This is a genomic window from Pseudomonas xantholysinigenes (assembly GCF_014268885.2).
In the GTDB taxonomy this organism is placed as follows: domain Bacteria; phylum Pseudomonadota; class Gammaproteobacteria; order Pseudomonadales; family Pseudomonadaceae; genus Aquipseudomonas; species Aquipseudomonas xantholysinigenes.
In genome coordinates this window covers 249,623-271,910 of the sequence record NZ_CP077095.1, presented here as the reverse complement: position 1 = coordinate 271,910, position 22,288 = coordinate 249,623, and the positions used below count along the sequence as shown (strand labels likewise).

20 protein-coding genes are annotated in these 22,288 nt (G+C 65.1%); 13 read left to right on the top strand and 7 right to left on the bottom strand.

Annotation, left to right across the window (positions count from 1 at the left end; all coding sequences use genetic code 11):
• Positions 1-122: 122 nt before the first annotated feature.
• Positions 123-3,023 (bottom strand): aminotransferase, encoded by a 2,901-nt coding sequence (locus HU772_RS01240; protein WP_186654009.1) that lies wholly within the window; start codon positions 3,021-3,023, stop codon positions 123-125.
• Between the two features lie 187 nt (positions 3,024-3,210).
• On the opposite strand from HU772_RS01240, the gene rfbB reads away from it, so the two are divergent.
• Genes rfbB through HU772_RS01205 form a run of 7 tightly spaced genes read left to right on the top strand, consistent with a single transcriptional unit; the run spans position 3,211 to position 10,279 of the window.
• Positions 3,211-4,293, top strand: coding sequence for a dTDP-glucose 4,6-dehydratase (rfbB, locus tag HU772_RS01235; protein WP_186654011.1), 1,083 nt, complete (start codon positions 3,211-3,213; stop codon positions 4,291-4,293).
• The gene (gene rfbA, locus HU772_RS01230) at positions 4,290-5,165 is read left to right on the top strand and encodes a glucose-1-phosphate thymidylyltransferase RfbA (RefSeq protein WP_186654013.1); all 876 of its coding nucleotides are present in this window, start codon (positions 4,290-4,292) and stop codon (positions 5,163-5,165) included. Before rfbB ends, rfbA begins: the two co-directional genes overlap by 4 nt.
• On the top strand, positions 5,162-5,710 hold the full coding sequence (gene rfbC / locus HU772_RS01225) for a dTDP-4-dehydrorhamnose 3,5-epimerase (RefSeq protein WP_186654015.1): 549 nt from the start codon (positions 5,162-5,164) through the stop codon (positions 5,708-5,710). The genes rfbA and rfbC overlap by 4 nt, the downstream gene beginning before the upstream one ends.
• Positions 5,707-6,567 (top strand): dTDP-4-dehydrorhamnose reductase, encoded by an 861-nt coding sequence (gene rfbD, locus HU772_RS01220; RefSeq protein WP_186654017.1) that lies wholly within the window; start codon positions 5,707-5,709, stop codon positions 6,565-6,567. Before rfbC ends, rfbD begins: the two co-directional genes overlap by 4 nt.
• A gap of 39 nt (positions 6,568-6,606) precedes the next feature.
• Positions 6,607-8,421, top strand: coding sequence for a sensor histidine kinase (locus HU772_RS01215; protein WP_186654019.1), 1,815 nt, complete (start codon positions 6,607-6,609; stop codon positions 8,419-8,421).
• Positions 8,418-9,827: a sigma-54-dependent transcriptional regulator gene (locus HU772_RS01210; protein ID WP_186654021.1), complete on the top strand. Its 1,410-nt coding sequence runs from the start codon at positions 8,418-8,420 to the stop codon at positions 9,825-9,827. Before HU772_RS01215 ends, HU772_RS01210 begins: the two co-directional genes overlap by 4 nt.
• Positions 9,824-10,279, top strand: a complete 456-nt coding sequence (locus tag HU772_RS01205) for a thioesterase domain-containing protein (protein WP_186654023.1) — start codon at positions 9,824-9,826, stop codon at positions 10,277-10,279. The genes HU772_RS01210 and HU772_RS01205 overlap by 4 nt, the downstream gene beginning before the upstream one ends.
• A gap of 41 nt (positions 10,280-10,320) precedes the next feature.
• Here the strand turns inward: HU772_RS01205 and cysQ are convergent, their stop codons facing one another.
• Together cysQ and nudE are read right to left on the bottom strand one after the other, a co-directional pair.
• Complete coding sequence (gene cysQ / locus HU772_RS01200) at positions 10,321-11,154, bottom strand: 3'(2'),5'-bisphosphate nucleotidase CysQ (RefSeq protein ID WP_186654025.1); 834 nt, start codon at positions 11,152-11,154, stop codon at positions 10,321-10,323.
• Complete coding sequence (nudE, locus tag HU772_RS01195; protein ID WP_186654028.1) at positions 11,151-11,717, bottom strand: ADP compounds hydrolase NudE; 567 nt, start codon at positions 11,715-11,717, stop codon at positions 11,151-11,153. The genes cysQ and nudE overlap by 4 nt, the downstream gene beginning before the upstream one ends.
• A 64-nt stretch (positions 11,718-11,781) precedes the next feature.
• Between nudE and yrfG the strand changes: the two genes are divergently transcribed.
• Entirely contained in the window at positions 11,782-12,444 is a 663-nt protein-coding gene (yrfG, locus tag HU772_RS01190) for a GMP/IMP nucleotidase (RefSeq protein WP_186654031.1), read from the top strand.
• Between the two features lie 118 nt (positions 12,445-12,562).
• On the opposite strand, the gene lysM is transcribed toward yrfG, so the two are convergent.
• Positions 12,563-13,003 carry a peptidoglycan-binding protein LysM gene (gene lysM / locus HU772_RS01185; protein WP_186654034.1) on the bottom strand — a complete coding sequence of 147 codons (441 nt, stop codon included), beginning with the start codon at positions 13,001-13,003 and terminating at the stop codon, positions 12,563-12,565.
• 173 nt (positions 13,004-13,176) lie between these two features.
• Between lysM and fdhD the strand changes: the two genes are divergently transcribed.
• The 5 genes from fdhD (at position 13,177) to HU772_RS01160 (ending at position 19,010) form a co-directional block, all read left to right on the top strand.
• Positions 13,177-14,004 carry a formate dehydrogenase accessory sulfurtransferase FdhD gene (gene fdhD / locus HU772_RS01180; protein ID WP_186654037.1) on the top strand — a complete coding sequence of 276 codons (828 nt, stop codon included), beginning with the start codon at positions 13,177-13,179 and terminating at the stop codon, positions 14,002-14,004.
• Positions 14,005-14,012: 8 nt separating this feature from the next.
• Complete coding sequence (locus HU772_RS01175) at positions 14,013-16,358, top strand: FdhF/YdeP family oxidoreductase (protein WP_186654040.1); 2,346 nt, start codon at positions 14,013-14,015, stop codon at positions 16,356-16,358.
• Between the two features lie 380 nt (positions 16,359-16,738).
• Complete coding sequence (locus HU772_RS01170) at positions 16,739-17,215, top strand: YMGG-like glycine zipper-containing protein (protein ID WP_186654042.1); 477 nt, start codon at positions 16,739-16,741, stop codon at positions 17,213-17,215.
• Between the two features lie 210 nt (positions 17,216-17,425).
• A complete protein-coding gene (locus HU772_RS01165) occupies positions 17,426-18,235 on the top strand; it encodes a CheR family methyltransferase (RefSeq protein ID WP_186654045.1) in 810 nt (269 codons plus the stop codon).
• Between the two features lie 118 nt (positions 18,236-18,353).
• Positions 18,354-19,010, top strand: coding sequence for a response regulator (locus HU772_RS01160; RefSeq protein ID WP_186654047.1), 657 nt, complete (start codon positions 18,354-18,356; stop codon positions 19,008-19,010).
• On the opposite strand, the gene HU772_RS01155 is transcribed toward HU772_RS01160, so the two are convergent.
• The 3 genes from HU772_RS01155 to hslO all read right to left on the bottom strand — a co-directional run bounded on the left by HU772_RS01155 (position 19,000) and on the right by hslO (position 22,237).
• The gene (locus tag HU772_RS01155; RefSeq protein WP_186654050.1) at positions 19,000-19,434 is read right to left on the bottom strand and encodes an acyl-CoA thioesterase; all 435 of its coding nucleotides are present in this window, start codon (positions 19,432-19,434) and stop codon (positions 19,000-19,002) included. The two genes, HU772_RS01160 and HU772_RS01155, sit on opposite strands and share 11 nt — an antisense overlap.
• Before the next feature lie 179 nt (positions 19,435-19,613).
• Complete coding sequence (locus tag HU772_RS01150; RefSeq protein WP_186654053.1) at positions 19,614-21,155, bottom strand: phosphoenolpyruvate carboxykinase; 1,542 nt, start codon at positions 21,153-21,155, stop codon at positions 19,614-19,616.
• Positions 21,156-21,334: 179 nt separating this feature from the next.
• The gene (gene hslO / locus HU772_RS01145; protein ID WP_186654057.1) at positions 21,335-22,237 is read right to left on the bottom strand and encodes an Hsp33 family molecular chaperone HslO; all 903 of its coding nucleotides are present in this window, start codon (positions 22,235-22,237) and stop codon (positions 21,335-21,337) included.
• Positions 22,238-22,288: the final 51 nt, after the last annotated feature.

Genomic DNA, 22,288 nt, shown 5'->3' with positions numbered 1-22,288 from the left:
GTCATGGGCTCGATATTACAACCGATAAATATCGACTTTAAATAGCTTTACATAAAATATTTCGCCATAAAAAAGCCGCTATGATCGATAACAATCGATCATAGCGGCTTTGGAGACAGGGATTAGAGCCCTTCGCCGAGGATCCGCTCCACACTGTCGACGAAGTAGTCCACGCTCGCCCGGGTGGTGCACATCGGCGGTTTGATCTTGAGAATGTTCAGGTAATCGCCGGTCGGCTGCATGAAGATCCCCAGGTCGCGCAGGCGGTCGCACAGGATCATGGTTTCCTCGGTCGCCGGCTCCAGCGTCTGGCGATCGCGCACCAGCTCCAGTCCCAGGTAGAAGCCTGAACCGTGGGCCGCGCCGGCCAGTGGATATTTATCGACCAGTGCCTGCAGACGCGCCTTGAAATACCGCCCCACCTCCCGCGCGTTGTCCCACAAGCCCTCGTCGCGCATCACATCGAGCACCGCGATACCGATGCGGCAACTCACCGGGCTGCCACCGGCGGAGGAGAAGAAGTAGCCCTCGGCCTCCAATGCCTCGGCGATCTCCCGGCGGGTGATCACCGCACCCAATGGCTGGCCATTGCCCATGCCCTTGGCCATGGTGATGATGTCCGGCACCACGCCCTGCTCCTCGAAGCCCCAGAAGTACTCGCCCAGCCGCCCGTAGCCAACCTGCACCTCATCGGCGATGCACACCCCGCCCCGCTGGCGCACCTGGGCATAGGCCTCGCGCAGGTAGCCCGGCGGCAGCGAAATCCCCCCGGCATTGCCGTATACCGGCTCGCAGATCAGCCCGGCCAGCTGGCGCCCACGGGCATCGAGATCGGCGAGCTTGGCCTCGACGTCGCGCAGGTAGTCCGCGGCGCTGTCGGCACCACGGAAGCGGCCACGGAAGGTATTCGGCGCTTGCACCGGATGCACCCAGTCTGGTCGGGTTTCCAGGGCCTGGGGGTTGTCGGCGATGGAGGTGGAAATCGCATCGGTGGCCACCGACCAGCCATGGTAGGCCTCCAGCACGCTGAGCAGGTCGCGCCCACCGCTGTAGGCCCAGGCCAGGCGTATCGCCAGGTCGTTGGCCTCGGTGCCGCTGTTGACCAGGAACACCCGGTCGAAGCCCGGCGGCGCCACTTCCAGCAAGCGCTCGGAAAACTCGGCGATGGCCGCGTAGTGGAAGCGCGAGTTGGTGTTGAGCAGCGACCACTGGCGCGCCGATTCGGCGACCATGCGCGGGTGCCCATGGCCCAGCACCGCGACGTTGTTGAGCATGTCCAGGTATGAACGGCCCTGCATGTCGATCAGGTAGTTGCGCCAGCCGCGCTCGATATGCGGCGGCTGCGCGTAGTAGTGCTTCTGCGAACGAGCGAAGCTGGCATCGCGGCGGGCCAGCAGGGCCTGGGGGTCGGCCAGCGGCGCGGCGTCGCAGTCAAAACCCAGCAGCGCCCGGGGCGATGGGCACAACGCCAGCCAGGCGGCGGACCGCGACGGCGTGGCGAAGAACGGTGGCTGCAGATCGGCGTGCAGGCACAGCTGCACGCTGAGGAAGCCGCAGGTCGCGCCCAGCGCCTGGCCTTGGTCCAGCACCTGGCCATCGCCCGGCGCATCTTCCAGGCCATTGAGCCACAAGTTCCAGCGCGCCGTGCGCAGGCAGCCCCGGCCCTCTCCGGTCTGCAGCCAGGTCCCGGCCGCGGGTGCCTGCAAGGTCGCGCCAGGCGGCAGGTTGAGCTCGACGCCCAAGGCACAGGTAGCCGGCTCTTCGGGGCGGTCGATATGGGTTTGCGACAGACGATACTGGCCATGCAAGCTGCTGGCCGGCGCAGGTTGGGCCGCGAGCAGACGCTGGTCAAAGCCCGGTTGCGTCCAGTTGCCGGCCTCGCAATGGGGGCTGAGCACACCCAGGTCGACCTGGGTCACCGCTTGCCCGGCCAACTCCGGCAGCAACGGGGCGCATTCGCCAAACTCCACGCTATCGGTGGCCCGGCCCGCCGCCTGGAGTATGGCCGCCTGCATCAAGGCGGCCGGTACCGAGCAGGCGGTATCGAAGATTTCCCACTCATGGGCGATGTTGTCGCGGATGTACTGGTTGCCAGGGTCGATGGCCAGTTGCTGTTCGCTGCTGAGCACCAGCACTGCCGCACGGTTGAGTACCAATGGCCACAAGGCCCGCAACTCGACGTCCTGCAGGGGGTTGATCGCCTGGTAGGCGGTGATCGCCGGCAGGATGCGCAGCGGATCACCCTCGGCATGGTGCAGCAGGGCGGCGCAGGTCACCGACAGGTCGGCCACGCGCCAGGTACGCAGCAAATCGCCGAAGTCGATCACCCCTTGCACCTGCCAGTGGCGCTGCTCATCACGGTGCCAGACCACGTTGTCATCGGTAATGTCCAGGTGCACGGCCTGGATCGGCAGCTGCGCCGCCAGTGGTTGCAAGCAGGCGCTGGCGGCCCGAGCGACCTGTTCGACCTGGGCGTGTCGTTGCGTATCCGCCAAGGCCGGCAGCAGGTGCTTGATCAACGCCTCGGCATGGCGCGGGTCCCATTGCAGCGTGCGCTCCAGGCCCGGGTGGTCGAAGCCGGCGAGCGCCTGGTCGACCCTGGCGCACAGCGCGCCCAGCTCGGCGATTACCTGCACCGGCAGGTGTTTCAGGCGTGTCAGTGGCTCGCCGTCGATGTATTCGAGCAGCCGCACCCGCAGCGCCTGGCCATCGACGTCCAGCGCCAGCAGCTCGGCGCCATCACTGGCCAGGCGCACCGCCGGGACTGGCAGCCCCTGGCTGCGCAGGTAGCCTAGCGCCGCATGCTGGGCCTCCAGCTCCACCTGGGCGTAGCTGCCATGGCAGGCTTTGAGCACATAGCGCGCCGTGCCGCTGTCGAGCCGCAGGTTCAGGTCCTGCTGGCTGCCCAGCGCCTGCAGGGTTCCCGCCAGATCGTAGTGCGCCCGCAGCAAGGCATGGGCCTGGGCCTCGCCGAGCAGAGGGGCCGGAAGGCTGGAGCGCTGGATCAGGGTCGACAGGGACATGTGGGAAACCTCGTTTTTTCCCCGTATATCGCCATCAGCCAGGGAAATTGGCAAGCGGCCAGCGTACAATTGCAGTTCGTCGCGCGAGATGCGCAACCCAGCGCATTCTGCTTGCCCGCAATCCAGTCAGTCGACAAGCTGTGGGCCCGCCAGCCACCGTCACATTTGTAAGGAAAGGGAATCCGAGATGCGTATTCTCATCACCGGGGGGGCCGGTTTCATCGGCTCGGCACTGGTACGTCACCTGGTCAGCAACACCGAGCATGAAGTACTCAACCTCGACAAGCTGACCTATGCGGGCAACCTGGAATCGCTCTCCAGCATTGCCGACCATCCCCGCTACGAGTTCGTCCAGGCCGATATCATCGACCAGGCTGCGGTAAGCGCCATACTTGCCCGCTTCAAGCCGCACGCCATCATGCACCTGGCGGCGGAGTCGCATGTGGACCGCTCCATCGATGGTCCGTCGGACTTCATCCAGACCAACATCGTCGGCACCTACAGCCTGCTGGAAGCCGTGCGCGGCTACTGGAGCACGCTGGACGAAGACGCGCGCAAGGCCTTCCGCTTCCACCATATTTCCACCGACGAGGTGTACGGCGACCTGCACGGTGTCGACGACCTGTTCACCGAGACCACCCCGTACGCCCCCAGTTCCCCGTATTCGGCGAGCAAGGCAGCCTCGGACCATCTGGTCCGCGCCTGGCACCGCACCTACGGCCTGCCGGTCCTGCTGACCAACTGCTCGAACAACTACGGGCCTTTCCACTTCCCGGAAAAGCTCATCCCCCTGGTGATCCTCAATGCCCTCGAAGGCAAGCCGCTGCCGGTCTACGGCGATGGCCTGCAGGTACGCGACTGGCTGTTCGTCGAAGACCACGCCCGCGCCCTGTTCAAGGTGGTGACCGAGGGCGAGGTTGGCGAAACCTACAACATCGGTGGCCACAACGAGCAGAAGAACATCGACGTGGTCCGTGGTATCTGCGCCCTGCTCGAAGAGCTGGCCCCGCAGCACCCGGCCGGGGTCGCCCGCTACGCCGACCTGATCACCTTCGTCAAGGATCGCCCAGGCCACGACCAGCGTTACGCGATCGATGCCAGCAAGATCGAGCGCGAACTGGGCTGGGTACCAGAGGAAACCTTCGACACCGGCCTGCGCAAGACCGTGCAGTGGTACCTGGACAACCTCCAATGGTGCCGCCATGTGCAGGACGGCAGCTATCAACGTGAGCGGCTCGGCCAAAACAGCCAGAAGGATTCGATCGCATGACCAAAGGCATCATCCTTGCCGGCGGCTCCGGCACCCGCCTGCACCCGATCACCCTCGGGGTCTCCAAGCAGCTGCTGCCGATCTACGACAAACCGATGATCTACTACCCGATCTCGGTGCTGATGCTCGCCGGCATCCGCGATATCCTGCTGATCTCCACCCCCCACGACCTGCCGCAGTACCGCCAGCTGTTCGGCGACGGCAGCCAGTTCGGCATCAACATCAGCTACGCCGAACAGCCATCGCCCGATGGCCTGGCCCAGGCCTTCCTGATCGGCGAGGCCTTCATCGGCAACGACCCGGTCTGCCTGATCCTCGGCGACAACATCTTCCACGGCCAGGGCTTCAGCGAGCAATTGCAGCGTGCGGTCAAGCAACCCACTGGCGCCACGGTGTTTGGCTACTGGGTCAAGGACCCGGATCGCTTTGGCGTGGTCGAGTTCGATGCCGACGGGCGCGCGCTGTCGATCGAGGAAAAACCGGCCAGGCCCAAGTCCAGCTACGCCGTGACTGGCCTGTATTTCTACGACAACGATGTGGTCGAGATCGCCAAGGGCATCAAGCCCTCCCCACGTGGCGAACTGGAGATCACCGACGTCAACAACGCCTACCTCAAACGTGGCGACCTACGCGTCGAGCGCTTCGGGCGCGGCTTCGCCTGGCTCGACACCGGGACCCACGACAGCTTGCTCGAAGCGTCCCAGTACGTGCAGACCATCGAGCACCGACAGGGCTTGAAAGTCGCCTGCCTGGAAGAAATCGCCTTCCAGAAGGGCTGGATCTGCCGCGAGCGTCTACTGGCCAAGGCCGAGGAGCTGAAGAAAACCGGCTACGGTCAGTACTTGAGCAAGTTGGCTGACGAAGCACAATGAACATCATCAAGACGGCCATCACCGATGTTTTGCTCATCGAGCCCAAGGTCTTTGGTGACAGCCGTGGCTTTTTCTACGAAAGCTTCAACGCCCGCGCCTTCGCCGAACAGGCCGGGATCGAGGCAACGTTCGTTCAGGACAACCACTCCCGCTCCCTGAAAGGCGTGCTGCGCGGCCTGCACTACCAGGTGCAGAACGCACAGGGCAAGCTGGTGCGCGTGGTCCAGGGCGAAGTGCTGGATGTGGCGGTGGATATCCGTGAAAGCTCACCGACCTACGGTCGATGGGTGGCTGAACGCCTGTCCGCGCAAAACCACCGCCAGATGTGGATTCCGGCCGGCTTCGCTCACGGCTTCGTGGTCCTGAGCGACACCGCCGAGTTTCTCTACAAGACCACCGATTACTACAACCCCGCCGCCGAGCGCAGCATCCGCTGGGATGATCCGGACCTGAACATCGACTGGCAACTGGGCGGATTGCAACCGCAGCTCTCGGATAAGGACCAGAAAGCCTTGTCGTTCCGTGAGGCGGAAAAATTCGCGTGAAGATCCTCGTCTGCGGGCGTAACGGCCAGGTTGCCCAAGCTTTGCACGACGCCCTTGATGGCTTGGTCGAAGTCGTGGCGCTTGGTCGCGAGCAGCTTGACCAGTCCCGGCCTGAGCAGATGCGCGAGCCGCTGCGCCAGCTGCAACCCGACCTGATCATCAATGCCGCCGCCCACACGGCGGTCGACCAGGCCGAAAGCGAAGCAGCCCTGGCCTTCGCCATCAACGCCGAAGCCCCGCGCGTGCTTGCCGAAGAAGCGGCACGTCTTGGCGTGCCGTTGATCCACTATTCCACCGACTATGTGTTCGATGGCAGCAAGACCGCGCCCTATAGCGAAGACGACACGCCCCATCCGCTGGGCGTGTACGGCAGCAGCAAATGGGCGGGCGAGCAGGCCATAGCGGCCGTCGGCGGCGAGCATTTGATCCTGCGGACCAGTTGGGTTTATTCCCTGCATGGGCGCAACTTCCTGCTGACCATGCAGAAACTACTGCAGGAGCGGGCGCAATTGAAGGTCGTAAACGATCAAGTCGGCGCTCCCACCTGTGCCGCCACCATTGCCGCCAGCACCCGCGCGCTGATCGAACGCTGGCAACAGGGCCAGGCCGGCGCCTGGGGCACTTACCACCTGACCGCCCAAGGCGAAACCTCATGGTTCGGCTTCGCCCAGGCCATCGCCGAGCAGCTCGAGGCCCGTGGCCTGCCCTGCGCCGAATTGTTGCCGATTCCCTCCAGCGAGTACCCGACGCCGGCCCGCCGGCCGCTCAACTCGCGCCTGGACTGCTCGCGCCTGGCCCGGGAATGGCAGGTAACCCAGCCGCACTGGCACGAAGCACTGATCGACTGCCTGAAGTAGCGCATAATTGCGCCAGACTTTTCTGGCGCAATGACCGCGATGATTCCACGACCCACGCCTCCCCGCCGCCCGCGCTGGCGCAGCCTGGCCTTGCTGGCGCTGTGCCTGGCGCCGCTGCTGTGGCCGCTGCACCACCTGGCGGAACGTTACTACCAGGACGAACTGGCCTCGCAGAACCGCCAGACCCTCGACCTGTACGTGGCCAACCTGCTGGGCACCCTGCACCGCTACGAGACCCTGCCGCAGATCCTCGGCGACCTGCCGGCCCTGCGTGGCGTGCTGGCCGACCCGTTGCGCCTGGAATCGGTGACCAACGCCAACCGCCTGCTCAAGGACATCGCCCACCAGACCGGTGCCGAGGTGATGTACCTGATGGATGTCAGCGGCAACACCCTGGCCGCCTCCAACTGGGACAAGCAGGACAGCTTCGTCGGCCGCAACTTCTCGTTCCGCCCGTACTTCATCGAAGCCATGGAAGGCCGCCTGGGGCGTTTCTTCGGCCAAGGCACCACCTCGGCCAAGCGCGGCTATTTCTTCGCCGCCGCCGTGCATGACCGCGAGCGCGTGATCGGCGTGCTGGTGGTCAAGGTCGACCTCGACCATACCGAAACCCTCTGGGGCCGCACCCCGGAGCAACTGCTGCTGACCGACCAGAATGGCGTGGTGGTGCTCACCTCGCGCCCGGACTGGCGGTTCCGCGCCACCCGAGAGCTGACCGCTGCCGAGCGCCAGGCAATCATCGCCATCCAGCCCTACCCGACGCAGGCGCCGCAACCGTTGAGCCTGAACCACGACGCCTGGCAGATCCAGACCCGCGATATCCAGGAAACCGGTTGGAAGGTCAGCATCCTCGCCCCACGGCAACTGGTGGACCGCTCGGTGCAGACCGTCATGGCCATTGGCGCTGGCGCGTTGCTGGTGACCATGCTGCTGGCCGGCCTGGTGATGCAGCGTCGACGCCACTACATCGATCGCATCGACTTCGAGGCCCGCGCCCGCCAAGAGCTGGAGAAGCGCGTGATCGAACGCACTGCCGACCTCGAAGGCCTCAACACCCGGCTCAAGAGCGCCGTGCTCGAGCGCGAGAGCGCCCAGCAAGAGCTGGTGCGTGCCCAGGACGAACTGGTCCAGGCCGGCAAGCTGTCGGTGCTGGGCACCATGTCGGCGAGCATCAGCCACGAGCTCAACCAGCCGCTGGCGGCGATCCGCAGCTACGCCGAGAACGCCGAGATCCTGCTCGACCACCAGCGCACCGACGACGTGCGCGGCAACCTCAAGCTGATCGGCGAGCTGACCGGGCGCATGGCCTCGATCATCACCCACCTGCGCGCCTTCGCCCGTCGCGATCAGCATGCCCCGGAAAGCGTGGCCCTGCAGCCAGCCCTGGACGACGCCCTGGCGCTGCTGGCCAAGCGCCGCCGGGCCATGGCCGTGGAGTTGGTACGCGACCTGCCGGAAGCCACGCTGTGGGTGCAGGCCGGCGAGACACGCCTGCGCCAGGTGCTCGGCAACCTGCTGGCCAACGCCCTCGACGCCCTCACCGAAAAAGCCAACCCACGCAAGCTGTGGCTAAGTGCCGAACGCCGCGATGACTGCGTCTACCTGTACATCCGCGACAATGGCCCAGGCTTCAGCCGCCAGGCCCTGGAACACGCCAAGGAGCCGTTCTTCACCACCAAGACCCGCACCCAGGGCCTGGGCCTGGGGCTGGCCATCTGCGAGAGCCTGATGCACGCGCTGGGCGGCGAGCTGCTACTGGGCAACCACCCGGAAGGCGGCGCCCTGCTGACCCTGCGCCTGCGCGTGGCCAAGCCCGGCGCCAACCTGCAATCCTCGGAGGACTCCTCGGCATGACCGAGACACTGATCGACAGCCGCGCCCAGGTGATCCTGGTGGATGACGACCCGCACCTGCGCCAGGCCCTGAGCCAGACCCTGGACCTGGCCGGGCTCAAGGTGATGGCCCTGGCTGACGCCCAGGGCCTGGCCGGGCGGATCGAGGCGGACTGGCCAGGGGTGGTGGTCAGCGATATCCGCATGCCGGGTATCGATGGCCTGCAACTGCTGGAGCAACTGCACGCCCGCGACAGCGAGCTGCCGGTGCTGCTGATCACCGGCCACGGCGATGTGCCGTTGGCGGTGCAGGCGATGCGCGCCGGAGCCTATGATTTTCTCGAAAAGCCGTTTGCCAGCGATGCCCTGCTCGACAGTGTGCGCCGGGCCCTGGCCCTGCGCCGCCTGGTGCTGGACAACCGCAGCCTGCGCCTGGCCCTGAGCGACCGCCAGCAGTTGGCCACGCGCCTGGTCGGCCAGTCGCCAGGCATGCAACGCCTGCGCGAGCAGATCGGTGCCTTGGCCGCGACCCGCGCCGACGTGTTGATCCTCGGTGAGACCGGTGCCGGCAAGGAGGTGGTCGCCCGTGCCCTGCACGACCTGTCGAGCCGCCGCGATGGCCCGTTCGTCGCGATCAATGCCGGCGCCCTGGCCGAATCGGTGGTCGAGAGCGAGCTGTTCGGCCATGAGCCAGGCGCCTTCACCGGCGCGCAGAAGCGCCGCATTGGCAAGTTCGAGTTCGCCAATGGCGGCACGCTGTTCCTCGATGAAATCGAGAGCATGAGCCTCGACGTGCAGGTCAAGCTGCTCCGCCTGTTGCAGGAGCGGGTGGTCGAGCGCCTCGGTGGCAACCAGTTGATCCCACTGGATATCCGCATCATCGCCGCCACCAAGGAAGACCTGCGCCAGGCCGCCGACCAGGGGCGCTTCCGCGCCGACCTGTACTACCGCCTGAACGTCGCGCCGCTGCGCATTCCGGCATTGCGCGAGCGTGGCGACGACATCCTGGTGCTGTTCCAGCACTTCGCCGATGCCGCCAGCGAGCGTCATGGCCTGCCAGCGCACAGCCTGCAACCGGCGCAACGCGCGCTGTTGCTGCGTCACGACTGGCCAGGCAACGTGCGCGAACTGCAGAACGCCGCCGAACGCTTTGCCCTGGGCCTGGAGCTGGCCCTCGATGGCCAGGCACCGGCCGAGCCCCACGACACTCATCTGCCCGCGCCCAGCGGCAACCTCAGCGAGCAGGTCGAGCAGTTTGAACGAGCACTGATCGCCGCCGAGCTGACACAACCCCACAACTCGATGCGCAGCCTTGCCGAAGCCCTCGGCATTCCGCGCAAGACCTTGCACGACAAGCTGCGCAAGCATGGCCTGAGCTTCGAAGGCGCAAGCGGCGGGCACGACGACCAGGAGGACAACCGTCAATGAGTAGCGACAGCCAGTACCTGCAATCCGTGCTGCACGGCGACATCCCGCTGACCCGCGATATGGGCATGCAGGTGCTCGACTGGCAGGATCACTGCCTGCGCCTGCGCTTGCCGCTGGCGCCCAACGTCAACCACAAGAGCACCATGTTCGGCGGCAGCCTGTACTGCGGCGCGGTGCTGGTGGGTTGGGGCTGGCTGCACTTGCGCTTGCGCGAGCTGGGGATCGATGACGGGCATATCGTCATTCAGGAGGGGCAGATCAGTTATCCGCTGCCGGTCACCGGCACTGCGGTGGCGCGTTGCCCGGCGCCAGACGAAAGGACCTGGGAACGGTTCCTGACGCTGTATCAGCGCCGGGGGCGAGCGCGGCTGACGCTGGAGACGATGGTGAGCAACGAGGGTAGTGACGAGCCTGCGGTGAAATTCAATGGGCAGTACGTTCTGCATCGCTGAAAGCTTGTGCCGCGATGGGCTGCAAAGCAGCCCCGGCGGTCTCAAGCTCGGATAGCGCCCGCCAGCTCGACCAACGCCTGTCGCCAACCGGCAGCCTTAGGCAGTGCCAGGAAAAACGGATTGAGCAACGACTCCCGCGGCGGATACCGGAACGCCAGCCCATCCAGGCCGATCACTTCGCCCCCCGCCCCCTCAAGCACCCCTTGCGCGGCAGCGGTATCCCACTGCGAGGTCGGCGCCAGGCGCGGATAACAGTCGGCGCTGCCCTCGGCCAGCAGGCAGAACTTCAGCGAACTGCCGATGTTGGCCAGTTCCAACTCACCCACCGCCCCTTTGAGCCCCGCCAGCAAGGCCTCCTGCTGCGGGCTGGAATGACGACGGCTGGCGACAACGGTGAAGTGCTCACCGCGTGGTGGCGCAGTGCGCACCTGGATCGCCTGCGCCGCACCGCCATGCTCCACGCGCCAGGCACCCAGGTCGCGGCCACCGTAATAGCAGCGGCCATTGGTCGGCATCGCCACCACGCCGAACACCACCTCGCCGTTGTCGATCAAGGCGATGTTGACGGTGAACTCTTCACTGCCGGCGATGAACTCCTTGGTGCCATCCAGCGGATCGACCAGCCACCAGCGCTGCCAGCCTTCACGGGTCGCCAGCGGGATGTCGCAGTCCTCTTCGGACAGCACTGGAATCTGCGGCGCCAACGCCTGCAGGCCTGCGGCGATGACCCGATGGGCCGCGAGGTCGGCGGCCGTGACAGGCGAGTCATCGGCCTTGCTGGTCACCGCCACGTCGGCACGCCAGAACGGCAGGATCGCCTCGCCCGCGTGCAAGGCGATCTGGATCACGCCCTGCATCAGTTCCCGATCGTTCATACGCTCAGCACCCCACGCTGGATCAGCAGGTCACGCGCCAGGTACAGCGCTGCCAGCGCCCGACCTTCAGTGAACTGCGGGTGCATCGCCAGGGTGGACAGATCACGCAGGTTGACCTTGTCGACCCGCATCGGCTCAGGCTCATCGCCCTCCAGGCGTTCCTCATACAGGTCGCTGGCCAGCACCACCTGGATCTTCTGGCTCATGTAGCCGGGCGACAGCGACAGTTCGGTCAGGTGCTCCAGCTGGCGCGCGCCAAACCCGGCCTCTTCCTTGAGCTCCCGATCGGCGGCGGCCAGCACGTCCTCGCCGGGCTCGATCAGGCCTTTGGGCAGGGACAGTTCGTATTCGTCGGTGCCGCCGCAGTACTCTTCGACCAGCACCGCGTGCTCGGCGTCGAGCATGGCCACGATCATCACCGCGCCATAGCCGTTGCCCCGCCCGACCAGGCGCTCGTAGGTGCGCTCGGCGCCGTTGGCGAAGCGCAACTGCACGGCTTCGACACGGAACAGACGGCTGCTGGCGACAATCTCGCGGCTGAGGACGGTGGGTTTCTGGCGCATGGGGCGGCTCCTTGGCGTGAACGGGTTACTATACCGTGGCTTGCCGACTGATCGAGAGTTTCCCATGCCCGTTCTTCCCTGGTCCGCCATCGACACCGTCCTGCTGGACATGGACGGCACCTTGCTCGACCTGCACTACGACAACCGCTTCTGGCTGGAGCACCTGCCCCAGCGCTATGCCGAGCTGCATGGCGTGAGCCGGGCCATGGCCGAAATGGAACTGCAACCGCTGTTCGAGCGCCACGCCGGCACGCTCAACTGGTACTGCCTGGATTTCTGGAGCCGTGAACTGCGCCTGCCGATTCGCGCGCTCAAACAGGAAATCGCCGAGTTGATCGCCCTGAAGCCAGACGCAGACACCTTCCTGGCCGCCATTCGCCAGGCGGGCAAGCGGGTGGTGATGATCACCAACGCGCATCGCGACTCGTTGTCGCTGAAACTCGAGCGGGTTGAGCTGGCACCGTATTTCGAACGGCTGATCAGCTCGCATGACTATGGGTACCCGAAGGAGAGCCCGCAGTTCTGGGACGCGTTGCAGGCGGATATCGGTTTTGATCCGGCGCGCAGCCTGTTCATCGACGACACCCTGGCGATTCTGCGCAGTGCGCGGCGGTTCGGCGTGGGGCATCTGCTGGCGGTGCGCCAGCCGGATAGCCGGGCCGAGCCGCGGGATACCCAGGAGTTCGCCGCGGTGGAAGATTATCGGCAGTTACTGATTGGCCTGTGAGGGCCTCTTCGCGGGTAAATCGCCGCGGAGAACCGCCGCTCCCACAGGATGTGCATCACCTTTGACCTGTGGGAGCGGGTTTACCCGCGAAAGGGCCTGAACTGGCGATAACGATCAATCAGTCGGGAATACGCAATACCTGCCCTGGATAGATCTTGTTCGGGTCCTTCAGCATGGGCTTGTTCGCCTCGAAGATCTTGTTGTACTTGTTGGCGTCGCCATAGACCCGCTTGGAAATGGCACTGAGGGTATCGCCCTTTTCGACCTCGACGAACCGTGCCGCCTGCGCCACTGGCCCGGTAACGGTGATCTGGTCGTCCACCGAGGCCACGCCGGCGATGTTGCCGGCGGCCAGGATGATCTTCTCCTTCTCTTCCTGGCTGCTCACCTCGCCCTTGAGGATCACCTTGTCACCCTCTACAGTGGCCGAGATGTTCGGGTTGCCCAGACCGATGTCCTGGACATGCTTCTTCAACTGCTCCTCGGCATTGGCGTTGCCCGGCGTCAGCAGGTCGATCAACTTCTCGCCGGCTTCCTTCACGAAACTGAACAGGCTCATGTGGCGCTCCTTGATGATGAATCCATGGAAGCAGCAGTCTAGGCCAGGATCGCCCAACCCGCCCCCTGCGACTGATCGACGCGCTCTATCACGGGATAGACGCTAGCGATTAGACGCCCTGTGCCCAGGGGCCTAGGCTTGAGGGGTCAAACTGCCAGCCGGTATTCACCCCGATGAACAGCAAGCCACCGGTCTGCGCGGCGTCCACGCCCCTCGCCCTGCCCGCCGCCAGCAACACCTACGATTACGTCCAACTCTCCAACGCCACTCCCGACAGCACCCCGCTGGCCGAGGAAGTCGCGCTGGCCATCGTCTACAACGGCCTCAACCAGGCGGTGATGCTGGTCAGCCCCACTGACCTGGAAGACTTCGCCGTGGGCTTCAGCGTGGGTAGCGGCATCGTCGCCAGTACCGATGAAATCTACGATGTGAAGCTCTCTGGCAGCGGCTCGGCGCTGTACGCCGATCTGGAAATTTCCAGCCGCGCGTTCTGGAACCTCAAGGACCAGCGCCGCCAACTGGCCGGCACCAGCGGCTGCGGCCTGTGCGGTGTCGAAGCCCTGGAGCAGGCACTGCCCGAACTCAAGGTGCTGCCCGGCGCGCCGCTGCCGCCAGCGCACTGGCTCAAGGACCTGCGCCAGCGCATCGATGCCTTCCAGCCCCTCGGCCAGCACTGCGGCGCGGTGCACGCGGCGCTGTTCATGGACCGCGACGGCCAGTTGCTGCTGGGCCGCGAAGACATCGGCCGGCACAACGCCCTGGACAAGCTGATCGGCGCCCTGCTGCGCCAGCGCATCGACAGCGCAGGCGGGCTGGCCATCGTTACCAGCCGCTGCAGCCTGGAGCTGATTCAGAAAGTCCTGCGCGCCGGCATCCAGACCCTGGTCAGCCTCTCGGCCCCCACGGGCCTGGCCCTGCAATGGGCGCGCAAGCACAACCTCAACCTCATCCACCTGCCCAAACACAGCGCACCGCGGGTCTTCAGCCCGGCGGCGGAGTAGCAACAGCCGTGACCTCGTACGAAAAACTGCCCGACAACGCCCCCGCCGCCACGCCCCGCTACCAACCCTACCCTGGCCCCGCCGGCGGCTGGGGCGCGCTGCGCAGCGTGGCCAAGGCCTGGGTCGGCAGCGACAATGCCTTGAAGAACATCCGCGCCCTGCTCAAGACCAACCAGAACGGCGGTTTCGACTGCCCCGGCTGCGCCTGGGGTGATTCGCCCGAGAGCGGCATGGTCAAGTTCTGCGAGAACGGCGCCAAGGCGGTCAACTGGGAAGCCACCAAGCGCCGCGTCGACGCGGCGTTCTTCGCCCGCTACAGCGTCAGCGCGCTGCTCACGCAAAGCGACTATTGGCTCGAATACCAGGGCCGGCTGACCGAGCCGATGGTCTACGACCCGATCAGCGACCGCTACCAGCCGATCGAGTGGGACGCGGCCTTCGCCCTGATCGCCCGCCACCTCAATGGCCTGACCAGCCCCGACCAGGCCGAGTTCTATACCTCCGGCCGGGCCAGCAACGAAGCCGCCTACCTCTACCAGTTGTTCGTGCGTGCCTATGGCACCAACAATTTCCCGGACTGCTCGAACATGTGCCACGAGGCCAGCGGCGTGGCCTTGGGCCAGAGCGTCGGTGTGGGCAAGGGCACCGTCACTTACGATGATTTCGAACACGCCGACGCGATCTTCGTCTGGGGCCAGAACCCTGGCACCAATCACCCGCGCATGCTCGACCCGCTGCGCGACGCAGTGAAGCGCGGTGCCCAGGTGGTCTGCGTCAACCCGTTGAAAGAGCGCGGCCTGGAACGTTTCCAGCACCCGCAGAACCCACTGGAGATGCTGACCAACAGCGACCGCCCGACCAACACCGCGTTCTTCCGCCCAGCCCTGGGCGGCGACATGGCGTTGTTGCGCGGCATGGCCAAGTTCCTGCTGCAGTGGGAGCGCGAAGCTCAGGCCAAGGGCGAGCCAGCGATCTTCGACCACGGCTTCATCGCCGAGCACGGCCATGGCGTGGATGACTACCTGGCAGCGGTCGATGCCACCCCCTGGGAACAGATCGTGGCGCAATCGGGCCTGACCCTGACCGACATCGGGCTGTCGGCGCGCATGTACTGCAAGGGCAAGCGGGTGATCATGTGCTGGGCCATGGGCATCACCCAGCACCGCCATTCGGTGCCGACCATCCAGGAAATCGTCAACCTGATGCTGCTGCGCGGCAACCTCGGCGTCCCCGGCGCAGGCCTGTGCCCGGTACGCGGCCACAGCAACGTGCAGGGCGACCGCACCATGGGCATCAACGAGCGCCCACCGGTGGCGCTGCTCGATGCCCTGGAAAAGCGCTTCGGTTTCCCGGTGCCCCGCCACAACGGCCACAACACCGTCGAGGCGATCCACGCCATGCTCGAAGGCCGGGCCAAGGTGTTCATCGGCCTGGGCGGCAACTTCGCCCAGGCCACCCCGGACAGCGAGCGCACCGCGCAGGCCTTGCGCAATTGCGAACTGACCGTGCACATCAGCACCAAACTCAACCGCAGCCACCTGGTACATGGCAAGCAGGCGCTGATCCTGCCCTGCCTGGGCCGCACCGACATCGACCTGCAAGGCGAGGGCCCGCAGGCGGTGACGGTGGAGGATTCGTTCAGCATGGTCCACGCCTCCAACGGCCAGCTCAAGCCGCTGTCCCGGCAGATGCGCTCGGAGCCTGCGGTGGTGGCCGGCATCGCCGCCGCCACCCTCGGCAAGCAGCCGGTGGACTGGCAGTGGCTGGTGGCCGACTACGACCGCATCCGCGAGCTGATTGCCGATACCATCCCGGGCTTCGCCGACTTCAATCAGCGCCTGAACCTGCCCGGCGGTTTCTACCTGGGCAACAGCGCCGGCAGCCGTCAGTGGAAGACCGCCAGCGGCCGCGCCAACTTCAAGGCCAACTTGCTGCCCGACAGCTTGCTCGATGAACGTGTGCGCGCCAGTGGCCAGGTGCCTGATCTGATCATGCAGTCGATGCGCTCGCACGATCAGTACAACACCACCATCTACGGCATGGATGACCGCTACCGCGGGGTACGCGGCCAGCGCGACGTGCTGTTCGTCAACGAGGCCGATATCGTGCGCCTGGGCTTCCAGCCGGGGCAGAAGGTCGACATCGTCTCGCTGTGGGGCGACGAGCATGTGCGCCGGGTACACGGTTTTACCTTGCTGGCGTTCGATATCCCGGCAGGGCAGGCGGCAGCCTACTATCCAGAGGTAAACCCACTGGTACCGCTGGAGAGCATCGGCGACGGCAGCCACACGCCAACATCGAAGTTCATCGCCATCAAGCTGGAGCGAGCGCGGGACGACGGGCGAATCATCTGAGCCGTGTGCCAGAACGCAAGATTGGGCTATGCGCGATCCCTGTAGGAGCGGCCTTGTGTCGCGAAAGGGCCGCAAAGCGGCCCCGGCGATATCTGCTTGATGCACAAATCGTGGGGGCGCTTCGCACCCCTTTCGCGACACAAGGCCGCTCCTACAGGGGCAAGCGCAGATTCCGAGCAACTGCCCACAAAAAAGCCCTGTTCCGTAACGGTTCAGGGCTTCGTCATAAATAGCTCAGACCGCCGAAAACCGAGAAAGTTTCATACATAATTCAATAAGTTAGAGAATTGTGTACAACTCGTGCTACTCGTCGGATTTCCATTGCCAGCGCCCTCGCCGAGCCTCAAATTCCGCCTCGTCATCCCCTTGAGGCTCTCTTGATGAAGAAGTACTCCTCGATTCTGTTGTTGTCTTTCAGCTTGCTCAGCGGCGTTGCCATGGCAGGCGGCACCACCGAGGCCGGCATTGGCGGCGCATTGGGTGGGGTACTGGGCTCCGTGGTGGGCAACTCCATCGGCGGTAGCACCGGCGGCGCCATTGGTGCCGGTCTGGGCGGCGCGGCCGGCGGTGCCCTGGGTGCCGACAAACGCCAGCGTGGCGAAGCGGCCATCGGTGGCGCGCTGGGCGCAGCCGGCGGCAACGTGGTCGGTCGCTCCATGGGCGGCACCACCGGTAGCTACATCGGTGCGGCCGCTGGCGGTGGCGCCGGTGGCGCACTGGGTAACTACATGGGCAACAAGGCCGACGAAGACGAGCGCCACGAGCGCCGCTACCGTCGTGACTACGACGACCGCCGCTACCACGACCGTGGCCACCACTACGGCCACCGCAAGCACAAGCGCCACTGGCGCGACTGATCGCCAGGCTTGCGCCTGACGCCTAAGGCCCTGCCCTCACCGGCGGGGCCTTTTCGTTCGTGTCTGCGCCAGCGGATTAAGGGCTGCCCCGATATGGAGGCTAGTAGCCACTAGTTATCATCCGCTCTCCACACCATGTACAGGACGCAGGGAATGCGCGTGATCGGCACTGATCCTATCTGTTCGGCCCAGGCCAGGGACACCTGAAGGATGCCCGGCCGCCGCCCGCCCCTGCTCAGCGAAAGCGCATTCGCGCAGATTCGCCAACGGGTCGTGCAAGCCACCGGCGCGCTGTTGGCCGACGATCGCCGCATGGTAGTCGCCAGCCGCCTGCACAAGCGTCTCAAAGCCCTGCGGCTGAGCCATTTCGAACAGTACCTGGCACTACTCGAAAGCTCGGACGGCGTGGCTGAGCTGGAGCATCTGCTGCGTTTGCTGGTTGCCCGCGACAGCTACTTCTTTCGCGAACATCGTCACTTCGAATGCCTCACCCGCTGGCTGGCCGGGCTCGAGCACCCAGCGCGCCTGTGGAGCGCCGCCTGCGCGAGCGGCGAGGAAGCCTGGAGCCTGGCCATGGTCGCCGCCGAAAGTGCTCGGCATCCGGACTGGCAGGTACTGGCCAGCGATTTCGACCCGCAACTGCTGGAGCGCGCCGGCACCGGCCTCTACGACGTCGCCCAGGCCCGCTACTTCCCGGAAGGCTGGCTGGCCCGGCACTGCCAGTACGGCACCGACGCCACCACTGGGCACCTGCGTATCGCCCCGCACCTGCGCGAGCACATGCGCTTCGAAGCGATCAACCTGATCCAGCCCCTGCCCGATCACCTTGGCAGTTTCGACGTCATCCTGTTGCGCAACCTTCTGGCCAGCCTGGCACCGTCCTACAAGGCTAGGCTGCTTCCCCGTCTGCTGGCGCACCTGCGCCCGGGCGGTCTGCTGATCATCAGCCACAGCGAGAGCATCCACGGGTTGCAGCTGCCGCTGCGGCCACTGCTGCCATCGGTGTTCGAGCGCCTATGATCACAGGCACTGCCGCGCCTACCGGCAGACAAGGACTGATCGCGCACCCGCGTGGCAGTGCGCTTTGGGATCGAGCCAGCCTGCCGCCCCCCTTCCTTTGCGAAACAGGCCTTTATCCATGCCTTGCCGAATTCTCCTTGCCGACCCATCGCCCCTTTTCCGCGCAGGCTTGCGCGCCTTGCTCGAACAGAAGAAAGACTTCGTGGTGGTGGGCGACACCGGCGATGCCATGACGGCCGTCAGCCTGGCCGAAAAGCTCAAGCCCGATATCGTGATCCTCGACATGAGCGGCGAACTGGACAGTCAGCAGGCCCTGCAGGAGCTCTTCATCCGCGCGCCCGCCAGCCGGGTGCTGATGTTCTCGGCGCGTTCGGAGCTCGACCACGTGATGAACTGCCTGCAACTGGGCGCCCACGGTTTTCTCTTGAAGAACGCCTCGGTGGCCGAGCTCGAACAAGCGCTGCAGACCCTGCGCGGCGGCGGCCAGTACCTGTCTTCGGCGGTACTGCCAATGGTCATCGGCCAAGCCCTCAGGCACAACCGCAAGCGCGGCGGCACGCAGGCCCCGGCTCAGCCGCTGACCACCCGCCAGCTGGAGATCCTGCGCCTGATCGCCCGCGGCGAGACCACCCGCTCCATCGCCGATGGCCTAGGCCTGAGCATCAAGACCGTCGAGGCGCATCGCTCGCAGATCATGCACCGCCTGCAGATCCACGATGTACCCGGGCTGGTACTGTTCGCCGTGCGCGAAGGGATCATCCGTCTCAACGATTGAGCGACAGCCCGGCGAGGATCAACTGCAGAGCCTCGGGGAACGCCGCCGGTCGCCCTGAAGCCCGCTCGACGAAGACCTGGACCACGGTGCCCGCCGCGCAAGCCTCGGCTTCACCCGGACGGAACAGCGCCAGGCGGAACTCCACCGTGCTTCCGGCCAGGCGAGTGACGCCCAGGCCGACCTCGAGCACGTCGGGAAACCCCGGCAGGGCGAAGAAATCTGCTGCCGAGCTGACCACGAAGCCGGCCAGTTCGCCATCGCGCAGGTCCAGTTCGGCCTGCTCTACCAGGAATGCCTGGATGGCGGTCTCGAAGAAGCCATGCACGGTGGAGCCGGCGAGGTGGCCGTTGAGGTCGTTGTCCTGGGGGCGGGTGAGGATGGGGTGGAAGTGAGAGAAGGCGGCGCGTTGCGGGGATTCGGTCATGAAGGGCATCCTTGGCTGTCTTTCGCTGTAAGCGAAGCATCCCACACCCTGCCGGGATCGCCTATCGCCTCGCACGGCGATGCCTGGTTCGCCAGCAAAGCTGGCGCCTACAGGGCTGCGGTGATTCCTGAGAACGAAAAAGCCGCCCCGAGGGGCGGCTTTTCAGGTCGACGGCAGGCTTACAGCTGCGGACCGGCAGCCTTGATGGCATCGGAAACGTCGAACTTCTTGAAGTTCTCGATGAACAGGCCGGCCAGGCCCTTGGCGGCTTCGTCGTAGGCAGCCTGGTCAGCCCAGGTGTTGCGCGGGTTGAGCAGTTCGGTCTCAACGCCTGGAACAGCCTTCGGCACGTCCAGGTTGATGATGTCCAGGTGCTCGGTCTCGGCACCGACCAGCGCGCCGCTCTGAATGGCCGCGATCACGCCGCGGGTGGTCGGGATGCTGAAGCGCTTGCCCACGCCGTAGCCACCGCCGGTCCAGCCGGTGTTGACCAGGTAGACCTTGGAGCCGAACGCCTTGATGCGCTTGATCAGCAGCTCGGCGTAGACGCCAGCCGGGCGCGGGAAGAACGGTGCGCCGAAGCAGGTGGAGAAGGTCGACTTGATGCCGCCGCCCGAACCCATTTCGGTGGAACCGACCAGCGCGGTGTAGCCGGACAGGAAGTGGTAGGCCGCCTGCTCGTTGTTCAGGATCGACACCGGAGGCAGAACGCCAGTCAGGTCGCAGGTCAGGAAGATGACCGCGTTCGGCTCACCGCCCAGGTTCTCTGCCGAGACCTTCTCAACGTGCTCCAGCGGGTAGGCCGCACGGCTGTTCTGGGTCAGGCTCACGTCGGCGTAGTCGGCGTGCTTGTTGGCGTCGATCACGACGTTTTCCAACACCGCGCCGTGCTTGATGGCTTTCCAGATGACCGGCTCGTTCTTCTCGGACAGGTCGATGCACTTGGCATAGCAACCGCCTTCGATGTTGAACACCACGCCCTCGCCCCAGCCGTGCTCGTCGTCACCGATCAGGTAACGGCTTTCGTCGGCCGACAGGGTGGTCTTGCCGGTGCCGGACAGACCGAAGAACAGGGTCACATCGCCCTCTTCGCCGATGTTGGCGGCGCAGTGCATCGGCAGCACGTCGGCGGCCGGCAGCAGGAAGTTCTGCACCGAGAACATGGCTTTCTTCATTTCACCGGCGTAACGCATGCCGGCGATCAGCACCTTCTTCTGGGCGAAGTTGATGATCACGCAGCCGTCGGAGTTGGTGCCATCACGCTCAGGCACGCACTCGAAGTTGGCGACGTTGAGGATCTGCCACTCACCACGGCCAGCCGGGTTGTACTGCTCAGGGTTGATGAACAGGCAACGACCGAACAGGTTCTGCCAGGCAGTCTGGGTGGTCATCTTGACCGGCAGGTAGTGCTCGGCCGCGGCGCCTACGTGAACGTAGGAAACGAAGTGATCCTGGGCGTTGTTGAACGCCTCGACGCGGTCCCACAGGGCATCGAACTTGTCGGCCGGGAACTTGCGGTTGATCGGGCCCCAGCCAATCTGGTCCTGGGTGGACGGCTCTTCGACGATGAAACGGTCAGCCGGCGAACGACCGGTGCGGTGACCGGTTTCCACCACCAGTGCGCCGGTATCGGCCAGCACACCTTCACCGCGTTGCAGCGCTTCTTTTACCAGGTCATCGACGCTCAGGTCGGTGTACACGGTGTTGTTGGCTTGCGTCATGAGATACCCCATCCGGCCCGAGGCCGAGTGCTCCAAACGTTTTGTAGTCGTCTTGAAAAAACTACTACAGCGAAAAAAGTGGCCGGATTATGCCAGAAAAGCCCAAAAAAAGTAGGCCCCTCCTGTCAGAACTGCGCTTTTGCGCAATTCGACAGGAGATTGTCCTGTAGTGAAGCGTTTCAGTGCTGAGTTTCTGAGGGCGCCTCGGTACCACCGCCAGCAAACAATTGCGCGACATCGGTGGCATCGAACAGATAACGCTCGTTGCAGAACTGGCAATCGATCTCGACAGTGCCGCCACACTCGGCCACCAACGCCTTGGCGTCGGCCTCGCCGAGGCTGACCAGGGCATTGCCGGAGCGCTCGCGCGAGCAACTGCACTTGAAGCGCAGTGGCTGGATGTCGAACAGGCGCACGGCGTCCTCGTGGTACAGGCGGTGCAGCACGGTTTCGTTGTCCAGGCCCAGCAGCTCCTCGACTTTCACGGTGTTGGCCAAGGCCTTCACGTGGGCCCAGCTTTCCTCACGCTCTTCGCTATCCTTGTGGATCTCGGCCGGCAGCTGCTGCACCAGCAGACCGCGGGCGCGCACGCCATCGGCCGCCAGGGAGATGCAGGTGTTGATCTGCTGCGACATGACGAAGTAGTTGGTGAAGCACTCCGACAGGTCCTTGCCGTCCAGCTCGACCGTGCCCTGGTAGCGCTGGCCGTTGACCGGAATGATGGTCAACACCAGGTGACCGCCCGGCATCAGATCGGCAAGGGTGGCGTCAGCCCCGATCTGCTCGGCCTCGTAGCGCGCCAGGCCACGGATGTCGTGCTCGCTGGTGTACTCGATGGCCAGCAGCGGCACCGGCCCCTGGGATTGCGCCTGGAGCACCAGCAAGCCGTCGAACTTCAGGGTGCCGACCAACAGCGCGGCGGCGGCCATCAGTTCGCCCAGCAGTTGCTGCACCGGCTGCGGGTAGGCGTGCTTGGCCAGCACCTCGGCATAGCTGCGTTCCAACGCGACCATTTCACCGCGCACATCGCGGTCGTCGAAGATGAAACGTTGTGTGAAATCGGTATCTGGCAAGTCGCTCATGGCTGTCTGGCTATCTGAAAATGATGACAAAATGATTATCCGGGACTAAAA